Source organism: uncultured Winogradskyella sp., assembly GCF_947496485.1.
Lineage (GTDB): Bacteria > Bacteroidota > Bacteroidia > Flavobacteriales > Flavobacteriaceae > Winogradskyella.
The window spans coordinates 213,810-226,611 of the sequence record NZ_CANMCZ010000001.1 but is presented as its reverse complement, the minus strand read 5'-3'; the positions used below and the strand labels follow the sequence as shown (position 1 = coordinate 226,611).

12 protein-coding genes are annotated in these 12,802 nt (G+C 31.9%); 6 read left to right on the top strand and 6 right to left on the bottom strand.

Annotation, left to right across the window (positions count from 1 at the left end; all coding sequences use genetic code 11):
* Positions 1 to 74: 74 nt before the first annotated feature.
* Genes Q0822_RS00990 through Q0822_RS00980 form a run of 3 tightly spaced genes read right to left on the bottom strand, consistent with a single transcriptional unit; the run spans position 75 to position 3,753 of the window.
* The gene (locus Q0822_RS00990; RefSeq protein ID WP_299119045.1) at positions 75 to 2,372 is read right to left on the bottom strand and encodes a M56 family metallopeptidase; all 2,298 of its coding nucleotides are present in this window, start codon (positions 2,370 to 2,372) and stop codon (positions 75 to 77) included.
* 2 nt (positions 2,373 to 2,374) lie between these two features.
* On the bottom strand, positions 2,375 to 2,734 hold the full coding sequence (locus Q0822_RS00985; RefSeq protein ID WP_299122236.1) for a BlaI/MecI/CopY family transcriptional regulator: 360 nt from the start codon (positions 2,732 to 2,734) through the stop codon (positions 2,375 to 2,377).
* A gap of 29 nt (positions 2,735 to 2,763) precedes the next feature.
* Positions 2,764 to 3,753: a TlpA disulfide reductase family protein gene (locus tag Q0822_RS00980; protein ID WP_299119043.1), complete on the bottom strand. Its 990-nt coding sequence runs from the start codon at positions 3,751 to 3,753 to the stop codon at positions 2,764 to 2,766.
* 144 nt (positions 3,754 to 3,897) lie between these two features.
* Here Q0822_RS00980 and Q0822_RS00975 point away from each other — a divergent pair, with 144 nt between their 5' ends.
* Positions 3,898 to 4,848 (top strand): calcium/sodium antiporter, encoded by a 951-nt coding sequence (locus Q0822_RS00975; RefSeq protein ID WP_299119040.1) that lies wholly within the window; start codon positions 3,898 to 3,900, stop codon positions 4,846 to 4,848.
* Positions 4,849 to 4,923: 75 nt separating this feature from the next.
* Here the strand turns inward: Q0822_RS00975 and Q0822_RS00970 are convergent, their stop codons facing one another.
* Entirely contained in the window at positions 4,924 to 5,943 is a 1,020-nt protein-coding gene (locus tag Q0822_RS00970) for a glutamine synthetase beta-grasp domain-containing protein (protein WP_299119037.1), read from the bottom strand.
* A 174-nt stretch (positions 5,944 to 6,117) separates the two neighbouring features.
* Between Q0822_RS00970 and Q0822_RS00965 the strand changes: the two genes are divergently transcribed.
* The 5 genes from Q0822_RS00965 to Q0822_RS00945 all read left to right on the top strand — a co-directional run bounded on the left by Q0822_RS00965 (position 6,118) and on the right by Q0822_RS00945 (position 11,836).
* Positions 6,118 to 8,304, top strand: coding sequence for a glutamine synthetase III (locus Q0822_RS00965; protein ID WP_299119034.1), 2,187 nt, complete (start codon positions 6,118 to 6,120; stop codon positions 8,302 to 8,304).
* 225 nt (positions 8,305 to 8,529) lie between these two features.
* The gene (locus Q0822_RS00960; RefSeq protein WP_299119031.1) at positions 8,530 to 8,667 is read left to right on the top strand and encodes a hypothetical protein; all 138 of its coding nucleotides are present in this window, start codon (positions 8,530 to 8,532) and stop codon (positions 8,665 to 8,667) included.
* Positions 8,668 to 8,853: 186 nt separating this feature from the next.
* On the top strand, positions 8,854 to 9,624 hold the full coding sequence (locus Q0822_RS00955; RefSeq protein WP_299119028.1) for a Curli production assembly/transport component CsgG: 771 nt from the start codon (positions 8,854 to 8,856) through the stop codon (positions 9,622 to 9,624).
* 14 nt (positions 9,625 to 9,638) lie between these two features.
* Positions 9,639 to 10,817, top strand: coding sequence for an AIR synthase related protein (locus tag Q0822_RS00950; RefSeq protein ID WP_299119027.1), 1,179 nt, complete (start codon positions 9,639 to 9,641; stop codon positions 10,815 to 10,817).
* A gap of 11 nt (positions 10,818 to 10,828) precedes the next feature.
* Positions 10,829 to 11,836: a DUF3078 domain-containing protein gene (locus Q0822_RS00945; protein WP_299119026.1), complete on the top strand. Its 1,008-nt coding sequence runs from the start codon at positions 10,829 to 10,831 to the stop codon at positions 11,834 to 11,836.
* Here Q0822_RS00945 and Q0822_RS00940 read toward each other — a convergent pair.
* Both Q0822_RS00940 and Q0822_RS00935 read right to left on the bottom strand, forming a co-directional pair.
* A complete protein-coding gene (locus Q0822_RS00940; protein WP_299119024.1) occupies positions 11,833 to 12,492 on the bottom strand; it encodes an ABC transporter ATP-binding protein in 660 nt (219 codons plus the stop codon). The two genes, Q0822_RS00945 and Q0822_RS00940, sit on opposite strands and share 4 nt — an antisense overlap.
* Positions 12,493 to 12,498: 6 nt before the next feature.
* A complete protein-coding gene (locus Q0822_RS00935) occupies positions 12,499 to 12,786 on the bottom strand; it encodes a hypothetical protein (RefSeq protein ID WP_299119022.1) in 288 nt (95 codons plus the stop codon).
* Positions 12,787 to 12,802 lie beyond the last annotated feature (16 nt).

The window sequence follows — 12,802 nt, the reverse complement described above, 5'->3', positions numbered from 1 at the left end:
ATTTTTTTGAATAAAAAAGCCAAACTAAAAATTTTAGTTTGGCTTTTTCCTGTTGATTGATTGATGAAAATAAATTAGTTCTTCTTTTTTGTCTTTATAACAATGACACCATTTTTTGCTTTTTCTCCATATTTTTCGATGGCCTTTTTATCCTTTAAGACTGTAACGGATTCTATAGAATCAGCCTTTAAATCTTTAAATTTATCTTTGGTTACCTCTTTTCCATCAAGTATAAATAAAGGGTCCTTATCGTCATTGCTAGAAATGAAGATATTATTCTTGTCATGTGCATTTTGTAAAATGATTATTTCCTCTTTTACATTATCATCATTACTTCTTCCATTTTCATTATCGCTTACCCAAACACTTTTAGCTTTACCTCTTATTACAAATTTATTGCCTTCATCTTCATCAACTATAACTTCTACAACTTTGTTGTCATCAGAAACAACATGTACATTTTTACTTCGTTTTATAATTTTTCTTTTACCTTTTTTACCATTAGCCTTGATAATATATTGGACATCATGATCCTCATGCTCTTCATCATGCTCATGTTCTTCATCATGCTCATGCTCGTCATCTGATATTACATAAACATGACTTCCGTTTCTTGAATTACGAAGCTTATGTTTTGAGCCTTTAGTTTCATATACAAATGTATTTTCTATGTGTTTTGCATTGCTATTTCCAATTGAAATAGTGTTTTTATTTTCGTTATAAATAATTTTTACTGGGTCAATAGCTTCATCTGAGTTAACATTATAACTAGTATTAGAATTTTTAGATTTCACTTCAATTTTTATTGCAGTAATCTCACCATTCTTGTTGCGTTTTACTCCTTTAAATTTAGCAGTTAAACCCTCTTTTTTCAGATTCTCCTTTATCTCGTCTAATTCTGAATCCGTGGTATTTTTTGTAATTATTGTAATAGAAATATCTCCATTCAATTGAGGTTTACTTTTAGATTTTTGAGGTGCAGCCATAGCTATGAGTTGACTATTTTTATCAGGCTTCGTAACTGAAGTTGTTTTTACAGGTGTTGAGGACACCTTCATTTTGTTCATTTCGACTTTCCCATATTCAGCTCGCTTTTTTTCAATTCTTTTTAAGTCTTTTTCATTTTGTATTCCAGTTTTGACCATTGCTTTATGGGCTCTATTTTGTAGTTCCTCAACTACTTTATCCGAAATAGTGCTAAGTTTTTGGTCGAAATGTATGGTTGCACCATCTATTCTACCAACATAACCACCACCTTTGCCAAATAATTCTTTATAAATTATAAAAGGGTCTATGGTATTTTTAGAATCACCTCCTCCATAGCTACGATCATAAAGTTTAACAAAAATGTCTATAAGCTCATTATCTTCATTTCGTTTTATTTCGCTGAAAACTAAAGTTCCACCTTTACTATCAACAGCTTCTGACATGGCTTTTAATTGATTGTCAGTTGTGTTTTTGGTAACAACAAATTCTATAGTTTTTTCTGAGTTTAAAGCTGGTTTTTCGGCATCTAAATATACTTTTTCAGTATTCATACTTATTAATAAACCACCTAAAAGCGGTAACATTAATACGTATTTCCATTGTTTTTTTCTGTTTGATCTCGATTTTTGTAACATAACGATTCGTTCTTTGATTAATGAATTATAAAAATTATTTGATAATGAAATGTTGTGATTTGCTACACTTGTTTTTAATAATAAGTGTTGGTATTCTTTTTCGTTTACAGAACAAGTCTGGGTTTTGCAGTCAGCGATATATTCTAAATTTTGGCGTAACCCTTTTCTGTATAGCCAAACCAAGGGATTAAACCAAAATATAATACAGGTAACTTGTACTAGCAATATGTCTATGGAGTGCAATTGTTGAGCATGCACTTTCTCATGTGTTAGTATAAGCTTTAGTTCATTTTCTTCAAAAGATTCAGGGTTAAAAACAATCCACTTAAAAAATGAAAAAGGCGATATTTTGGTCTTTACAACAACATAAGTAAAATGTTTGTCTTTGTGTTTTGGATTTTTTAATAAGAGTATGGCTAAAGAGCCAAATTGTAATATAAATTGAATTGAAAATAATATAAATCCAATTCCATAAATAATTGGAAATAGTTTGGTCCAATCAAATACCGTTTCATGTTCAATAGTAGCAGAGTTTAAGGGTATATTTTGCGTGTAAACATTCTCGGATATAACAATAGGTTCTATTGGTATATAAACAGGGATCACAATAAATGGAAACACCAAGGCAACTACTAAACCTATTAATAGAAACCATCTATTATGCTGAAAAAATGTCTCTTTCTTTAAAAAGAAATGGAAACACAAATAGAAGACGACTATTACTACTGATGCTTTTAAAAGATACTCCATAACTACTTTTTATTTTCGATTAATGCAATGATTTCCTTCAGCTCATCTACGCTGATCTTTTCTTCTTTAGCAAAGAATGAAACCACGTTTTTATAAGAGCTGTTAAAGTAATTTTCAATCGCAGTATTCATAAACTTAGTTTTATAATCTTCTTTAGAGACAATCGGGAAGTATTGATGTGTTTTTCCGTATGCGTTATAATTTACATATCCCTTTTCTTCTAGGTTTCTTATAATTGTAGAAAGCGTATTATAATGTGGCTTGTCTTCTTTTATCTCTGCCAGTACATCTTTAACGAAAGCTTTTTCGAGCTTCCATAGAATATGCATTATTTCTTCTTCCTTATTTGTGAGTTTTTGTATCATAATCGTTTCAGATTTTAGTCAATTCTTCAAGTTTTTTTATTAAGTCTATCACCTCGAAGGTTTCTTCCAACAATAATTCCATTCTCATCGATTAAGAAATTATCAGGAATTCCGTTTACTCCATAAATTAACCCAGCTACATTTTCATTTCCTTTAAGGTCACTTGCATGTTGCCAGTTTAAACTATCTTTTTTTATGGCATCTTTCCAGTTTTCATTGTTATCATCAAGAGAGACAGCGAATATTTCAAACCCTTTAGAATTATACTTTTCATAGGTTTTAACAAGGTTAGGGATTTCTTTTCTACATGGTCCGCACCAGGACGCCCAGAATTCTAATAAGGTTATTTTACCTGTGTTATTAGAAAGTTTGATGTTTTTTCCATTTTCATCTTCCATTACAAAATCAACGTAGCCCTCACCGATTTTTGGTTCTTTATTCAATTTAATATAAGTTGAAATTTTCTCTCCATACCTAGAGTTTTTATTTTCTATGGAAAGTTTATCAAACAAACTTTTGGTTGTTTCTTTTCCCCAGGTAGTAGCATAAATTGATAAGATATTGGCACTTACTATGCTGTTGGGATTATCTCCAACAAACTTTTGTTCTACTTCACTTTGAGCTTCACTATGTGGCTCAATTTCACTAACTAATTTGCTTAAGTGCTGATTCAAATTTTCAGATTCAGAACCTTTTATAACTGCGTTTCTGAAGTCAGATTTACTAGCGTCAAAAGTCATAGTATTGTTTTCTAACCAGACATATCTGTAGTGAGAATAATCTGAAGTCCGAAGAACAGCTCTTAAAGGTGAACTTGGTAAATCGCCTTCAAATAAAAATGAATTGTTTTGAACTATGGTTGAATCTAAAATTGTACCTGTGTCTATATTGTCTAGAATCATTTTAGTTCCATCAATAATTCCAGTAGTCGTTCCAGAAAATGAGAACTCTTCCGTAGTTTCACTCTTACAAGATAAAATAAGCAGAACTATAAATAGGTGAACGAGTTTTTTCATAATGATTATTTTATTATTCAAATCTATAACTATTTTTATAGTTATACAACTAAAAGAATAGTTATTTAACGAAATTTTTAGTTTTGAGTCGCTTTGAAAATGAAATGCTATCTTCGCTGTTACATTAAAATTGTAATTAAATAAATGAGTGTATTTCTTGTTATAGCTGGTTTGGCGTTGTTAGTTGTCGGTGGAGATTTTTTGGTTAGAGCATCGGTAGGATTGTCATTTAAGCTTAAAATTTCGAAACTCGTTATTGGTATGACGGTTGTGTCTTTTGCAACATCTGCACCAGAACTTTTAGTGAGTTTGCAAGCTGCTTTAGATGGTGTGTCTGACATTGCTCTTGGTAATGTCATTGGTTCTAATATTGCTAATATAGGTTTGGTGCTAGGTATTACTGCAATAATTTCTCCTTTAGTTGTAGATAGAGATTTTTATAAACTCAATTGGCCAATGATGATGTTGGCTTCGTTTGCATTATATTTCTTTTTAAAAAATGACGAAGTTTTAACGGCATTAGAAGGAGTAATACTTTTTGTATCATTAATTATCTTCCTTATTGTTTTAATTAGAAGTTCCAGAAAATCCATAAAAGCTAATTTAGATGAAGTTGATGATGCGTTAGCCGAAGTGTCAAATTTTAAAATTGTAGCTTGGCTTTTAATAGGAGCTGCAGGCTTATATTTTGGTTCTGAGTGGTTGGTGCAAGGTGCAAAGCAACTTGCTAAAGCTGTAGGTATTAGCGATTATGCGATTTCCGTAACTGTCATTGCAATTGGTACTAGTGTGCCGGAGTTGGCGGCTTCTGTTATTGCTGCGTTAAAGAAAGAAAAAGCGATTTCTTTAGGTAATTTAATAGGTTCTAATATTTTTAATATTGCGTCAGTTTTAGGTTTAACTGCCATTGTAAAGCCGATTGTGGTAAATCCAGATACTCCACAAATATTATCTACTAATATATTTTGGATGATTGCTTTTGCAGCAATCTTAATTCCGTTAATGCTCATACCTAAACGATTTCAAATAGGAAGATTAAAAGGGATGCTATTATTTGGTGCCTATTTGGTCTTCATATATGTATCACTAAAGTAATCTAATATAAAGGGTATTAAAAAAGGCTTGCAGAAATCTACAAGCCTAATTAATTTTTATATAATTAATTGCTAATTAAGAAATATTAGCACTCTTTACAGTCTTAATAATTCTACCTGCAATCTTATAAGGATCACCATTTGAAGCTGGTCGTCTATCCTCTAACCAACCTTTCCAGCCTTTCTCAACTGTTATAATTGGAATACGAATAGAAGCTCCTCTATCAGAAACACCATAGCTAAAATCATTAATGGATGCTGTTTCATGATCACCTGTTAAACGTTGATCATTAAACTCACCATAAACAGCTATATGCTCTTTAACAACTGGTCTAAACGCTTCACAAATTTTCTCATATGTTTCTTGACTTCCACAAGTTCTTAATACTGTGTTAGAGAAATTTGCATGCATACCAGAACCATTCCAGTCCATATCTTTACCTAATGGTTTTGGATGGTATTCAATATAATAACCATATTGCTCGGTCAATCGATCTAATAAATAACGTGCAATCCAAATTTCATCACCAGCTTTTTTTGCTCCTTTAGCAAACAATTGGAATTCCCACTGACCAGAAGCAACTTCTTGATTAATACCTTCAAAATTCAGACCAGCATCAATACATAAATCCGCATGTTTTTCAACTAAATCTCTACCATGAGTGTTTTTACCACCAACAGAGCAGTAATACATACCTTGAGGTGCAGGATAGCCACCAATAGGGAAACCTAAAGGTAATTGTGTTTTGGTATCCATTATGAAGTACTCTTGCTCAAAACCAAACCAAAAATCATTGTCTTCATCTTCGATTGTAGCTCTACCGTTAGAAATGTGAGGAGTTCCATCAGCATTTAAAACTTCAGTCATTACTAAATAGCCATCTCTTCTTGCAGGATCTGGATAAATAGCAACAGGCTTTAATAGACAATCTGAAGATCCTCCAGACGCTTGTTTTGTTGAAGAGCCATCGAAAGACCAAATTGGGCAATCTTCTAATTTTCCACTAAAGTCATTTTCTACTTTAGTTTTACTTCTCATGTTTTGGGTTGGAAAATATCCATCTAACCATATGTACTCTAATTTAGATTTACTCATCGTTTTATTATTTAAAAAATTGATAATGCAAATATTATCTTTTTTTTTAATAGGTCAAAAAAAATAGGGTATTTTAGATAAAATGTTATTAATTATTGTTAACAACCCTATTTTTGAATGGGTGTTGCTGTAAATTTTAAAGATTTCGTATTTTTGGCCTAAATTATTATTAATATGTCAACACTTAGATTTCACGCAATAAAAGAATCATCGAAAAGAAAACCAATAATAATTAAGGACGAGAAAAGGCGTTCTGAAATTTTTGGACAGAATGTGTTCAATGAAGCTGCAATGCGTCAGTATTTAACCAAAACTGCCTTAACTAGTATTTTAGAGGCTGTTGAAAAAGGAACAAAAATTAATCGCTTAATTGCGGACCACATTTCAACAGGAATGAAAGAATGGGCAATTTCAAAAGGGGCAACACATTATACGCATTGGTTTCAACCTTTAACAGGTGCTACTGCAGAAAAGCATGATGCTTTTTTTGAAACTATAGGAGATGGACTTGCTATAGAAAAGTTTGGTGGGAATCAGTTGGTACAGCAAGAACCTGATGCCTCAAGTTTTCCTCATGGTGGAATTAGAAATACATTTGAAGCAAGAGGTTATACAGCTTGGGACCCAACATCTCCTGCGTTTATTTATGGTACAACTTTATGTATTCCAACAGTTTTTGTATCCTATACTGGTGAAGCTCTAGATTATAAAACACCACTATTAAGAGCGCTGCAAGCAGTGGATAACGCTGCAGTAGCAGTTTGTAAGTATTTCGATAAGAATGTGAAAAAAGTAAATGCTTCCTTAGGTTGGGAGCAAGAATATTTTTTAATTGATAGTGATTTGGCTGCATCTCGTCCAGATATTGTATTAACCGGTCGTACGCTTTTAGGACATTCACCTGCAAAAGGACAACAACTCGATGATCATTATTTTGGAACTATTCCAAATAGGGCTATGGCTTACATGCGCGATTTGGAAAATGAATGTATGCTGTTAGGTATTCCAGTAAAAACAAGACATAATGAGGTAGCACCAAATCAGTTTGAGTTAGCTCCAATATATGAAGAGGCAAATTTAGCAGTAGATCATAACTCTCTGCTTATGGATATTATGCAAAAAATTGCTAAGCGTCATAATTTTAAAGTATTGATGCACGAAAAGCCATTTGCTGGTGTAAATGGTTCGGGAAAACATAACAATTGGAGTCTAAGTACAAATACGGGAGTTAATTTACTGTCACCTGGTAAAACTCCAATGAGCAACCTTCAATTTTTAACCTTCTTTATCAATACCATAAAGGCAGTACAAACGCATGAGGAATTGTTGAGAGCAGCTATTGCATCCGCAAGTAATGATCATCGTTTAGGTGCTAATGAGGCTCCGCCAGCAATAATTTCAGTATTTATTGGTGAACAATTAACTAAGGTATTAGATGAATTAGAGACTGTAACTAAAGGTAAATTATCACCAAAAGAAAAAACAGATTTAAAACTCAATGTAGTTGGAAAAATTCCTGAAGTTATATTAGATAATACAGATAGAAATAGAACATCGCCTTTTGCATTTACTGGTAATAAGTTTGAATTTAGAGCAGTCGGATCTAAAGCAAATTGTGCTAATCCTATGACTGTCTTAAATACAATAGTTGCTAAGCAATTAATAGATTTTAAGCATGAAGTTGACGAATTGATTGATAAAAAATCAATGAAAAAGGATGATGCCGTTTTCAATGTTTTAAGAGAGTATATTAAAACATCAAAAGCTATTCTTTTTGAAGGAAATGGGTATAGTGATGCATGGGAAAAAGAAGCAAAAAAGAGAGGTTTGAGTAACAATAAGACGACTCCTGAAGCATTAAAAATTAAGGTCGCTAAATCTTCAATTGCCCTTTTTGAAAATTTAGGTGTAATGAACAATGTAGAGAGCGAGGCACGTTACGAAATTGAGATGGAAGAATACATTCTTCATATTCAAATAGAGAGTCGTGTTTTGGGCGATATTGCTCGTAATCATATAGTGCCAACTGCGGTCAGATATCAAAATATATTAATTGAAAATGTTACAGGTCTCAAAACTATTTATGGTGATAAGTTTAAAAATTTTGCAAAAGAACAGTTATCTCTTATTGAGCAAATTTCTCATCATATTGAAGCCATTAATTCATTGGTAACTAAAATGACAGATGCTCGAAAATCATTAAATAAACAATCAGATATTGAAAAAAAGGCTCATGGTTATTGTAATAAGGTGAAACCATTGTTTGAGGATATTAGGTACCATAGTGATAAATTAGAACTAATGATTGACGACGAGTTGTGGCCATTGACTAAATATAGAGAGCTTTTGTTTACTAAATGATAGTATTACAGTAGCTTATGTTCGTTTTTTAGCCTGAATTGGCATTATTATGTACGTATTTATACGTACATAATTCTTTGCTAAAGTTAATTTTGGTGTCGTTTATCGGTAACTTTTAGCGAATTATCGAAAAGACAGTAATAACTCGTTAAAAATTTAGAATTGTCCTTTCCGCATTGGGTTTATTACATATCTTTGTAGTGCTATTAATCAATATTTGTAATAATGAAAAAGTTACTATTAAGTGTAGCTATTCTTGTTGGCGCAACTCTAATCCTTTCTCAAGACAATTCAGAAGATCTGAATAACGTGACTAAAGATGACGTTGTGACTATACAGTCTAAGCTACAGTCAGAATCTTAAAAAAAACTAAGACAATACCTTAAGTATTATATAATACCTGCAGAAAGATAAAATCGATTATTCGATTTTATCTTTTTTTGTTTCTGTTAATTCCTTTGTCTTGTTTATGATTTGATAATTATTTTTCTATATTGCGTTCCTCCCAAATCTGTAGTGAAATCGACTTATCTTTCTAATAAAAGGTATATGACTCCTAAATTCAGTGCTATTTTATTAAGTATAGCAATGACAGTAGTTTGTGTTAGTTTTGCTTCTTCCCAAGAAATAGAGAAAACAATAGAAGCACAAAAAGCTCAAGTGCGAGAAAAAAAGAATGAGAAATCTATAAACCGTAGATTTGCTTTTTTTAGTTACCGAGGTTCTAATGCTATCGATATGGCAGCTGGTTCAGCTATTATTAATGGTGATTATTCAGACCCTGAATTCGAAGTTTATTTTAGAATAGGTTACAAGCATCATCTTACAAGTCACCTAAATTTTAATATAACTTACAATAAATATAATATAGCATTTAAAGAACTTTATAATAATGGATTTATGTCCTTTGATTTAAATTTAGAATTGCTATTTAGTCCTTACACGAGATTCTCTCCGTTTCTATACGCTGGTGTAGGTTATAATGCAGATAATGACTTTACAGCCACGGAGTCAAAAGCTCAAGGTGGTTTTGGTTTCGAAGTTATTATTACGGATCGTGTAGGCCTCAAGTTGTTTGGAGAATATAATTATTTCTTAAGTGACGAGCTAGATGGACTTATTGCTGGTGATAGTGATGACGTATTATATAGAATGGGATTAGGTCTAAATATTTATTTTGGTGGAAATAAGAAAAAAGAGGCATTGCGAAAAAAGATGAAAACAGTCATTAATTCAAATCCAATTCCTATTCTTATTAATAATAAGACCCAAACTTATACTGATAATAAAACACAATCATTATTTTTGCAAGACCAATAGTAATATACATTGCAATGAGTAGTTCGGTGAGTAAAAGATATGCACAACGAGGAGTTTCCGCTTCAAAGGAAGATGTACATAATGCCATAAAAAACATTGATAAGGGTCTATTTCCTAAAGCATTTTGTAAAATAGTACCAGATTACTTAACAAACGATGAAGATTATTGTCTTATTATGCATGCTGATGGAGCTGGTACAAAATCATCATTGGCCTACATGTATTGGAAGGAAACTGGAGATATTTCAGTTTGGAAAGGAATAGCCCAAGATGCACTAATAATGAATATTGACGACTTGCTTTGTGTTGGTGCTACAGATAATATCATGTTATCTTCTACAATAGGAAGAAACAAGAATCTAATTCCTGGTGATGTTATTTCTGCAATCATTAATGGTACAGAAGAATTAATCGAAGATTTAAAATCTTTTGGAGTCACCATTCATTCTACAGGTGGAGAAACTGCAGACGTTGGAGATTTAGTAAGAACGATAATTGTCGACTCTACTGTAACGGCTCGTATGAAACGAAGCGATGTTATCGATAATGCTAATATTGTTGAAGGAGATGTTATTGTTGGTTTAGAATCATTCGGACAAGCAACATACGAATCGGAATACAATGGTGGTATGGGAAGTAATGGATTAACCTCTGCAAGACATGATGTGTTTTCAAAATATTTAGCGGAAAAATATCCTGAAAGTTTTGATGCAGCAGTTCCTGAAGACCTTGTCTATTCTGGACAAACAAAACTTACTGATTCAGTCGAAAATTCGCCTATAGATGCTGGTAAATTAGTATTGTCACCAACCAGAACTTACGCACCAATTATTAAAGAGATTCTCAATACATACAAAAGCGATTCTATACATGGCATGGTACACTGTAGTGGTGGTGCTCAAACAAAAATTCTTCATTTTATAGATCGTTTTCATATTATAAAAGATAATATGTTTGCAATTCCTCCGTTATTTAAACTTATTCAAGAACAATCTAAAACGGACTGGAAAGAAATGTATCAAGTCTTTAACTGTGGACATCGTATGGAATTGTATGTAAAACCAGAAGTTGCAAATGCTGTTATTGAGATTTCAAAATCTTTTAATGTAGATGCAAAAGTAATTGGTAGAGTAGAAGCTTCTGAGCACAAGAAACTTACCATAAAAAGCGAATACGGCACGTTTACATACTAAATTTTTCAAGCATGAAAACTTATACTTGGTTTATACTAAGTCTATTTGTCATTGGCCAAAGTCAAATATTTGCGCAGCCAGATTCCTTATATTTTCACAATAAAAAAAAGGATGAAGTTAAATTGGGTTGGAGAACTAAAAAGGAAGTTGGTTTGAATCTAAATCAAGTTTCATTTACCAACTGGAACTCAGGTGGAACCAATTCTATTTCAGGTATTGTGACTGGAAAAGCTTCTGCTAAATACAAACAAGAAAAATGGTTTTGGAATTCGAACTTCAACATTAGATATGGTCTAAACAAGCAAGAGGATAGGAATATTAGAAAAACGGATGACGTTATAGAAGTGATCTCTAATGTGGGACTAGAAAAAAATCCTGAGAGCAATTGGTTTTACTCCGCTAGGTTTAGTTTGAATACCCAATTAGCTAATGGATACAATTATCCTAATAGAGATGAGCCCATTTCAAAATTTTTGGCACCTGGCTATATGTTTTTTGGTTTAGGTATGGAATATGGTAGGCATATTGAGCGTATGTCTTTTTATGCCTCACCATTTACATTAAAAACCACTTTTGTTTTAGATGATGATTTGGCAAATCAAGGTGCTTTTGGTGTCGACCCTGCTATTTATGATTTAGAAGGAAATATATTAAGGAATGGAAAAAAAGTGAGACAAGAGTTGGGTATTTTGTTGACGAACCAATATGAAGAAGAAGTATTTGAGAATATAAAAATAACTAGTCTTTTAAGGTTGTATACAGATTATATCAACAGTTTTGGAAACATAGACATAGAATGGGAGATTAACTTGGATATGAAAGTGAATAAATATGTCAAGGCTATTCTAGGTTCTCACCTTAGATACGATAATGATATAAAAATTGAAGTTGAGAGGAATGAAATGACCAACGAAGAGTTGGTAATTGAAGGACCAAAACTACAATGGAAACAAATTCTTGGTGTTGGAGTCGTTGTGGATTTAGACAATATTATAAAACAAAAAAATAATCTTAATTAGACACTGCCTTCACTTAAATACTTGTAGTCTTCGAGTTCAGTAAGTTTATTAATCTTTTTCGTTGTACCGTTTTTTAATAAGTAAATTGTATCAGAAGTATCGATAATATGTTCGTACATATGGTCTGAAATAATAATAATCTTATCCGCTTTTTCTTCAGCAATCATCTGTTTTACAGTTTCAATATGCAATGGATATAAATGAGAAAAAGGTTCATCTAAAATTGCTATTTCGCTTTCTGATTTCAAGATAATATAAGTTTCAAGAATGCGGCGCTCACCTCCAGATAAGGCTTTAAATTTTGAGTTTTCATAAATTGAAAATGCCTCAAAATTTTCTATAAAAGCCATCCAGCTCAATTTGTATAATTTGAAAATAAATGAAAGCTTCATTCCATTAGGAATAAAATTATATTGAGGTAGATACTTCGCAAAGCCTGTTGAATACAAAGGTTTTAAAAGTGGTTTATTGTCAATTCTAATCAATTTGTATTTCGGTTTTAAACTCCCAAACGCAATATTGAGCAAACTACTTTTACCACAGCCATTTCTACCTAATATAGCAGTCACTTGACCAGTTTCAGCTTTTAGGTAAATACCGTTTAAAATTCGTTTGTTTTTAAAGTAAAGTTCTACATTGTCTAATTCAAATATCATTGTTATTTATGTAAATTCCTTAAATACAGTAAGGAATATAATGGTTAAAATGCAGTCTACAATAAACATAATGGTAAAAAGCTTTAAAGGCGAAATGCCTAAATTTTTATAAAACGTTAATTTATGTTTATTGTTAGTTTCATTGACATAGTACCATGCAAAAACCGTCAGAAATAATTTGGTTACTATTGCTGGTACTAAATGCGGATTAAAAAATCCGATGATAGCTGTTATAATAAGTGACCAAACCACAAACGGCTTATAGAATGCAAGTATAGCTAGGAATCGCTGCATATTAATAATGTAACGT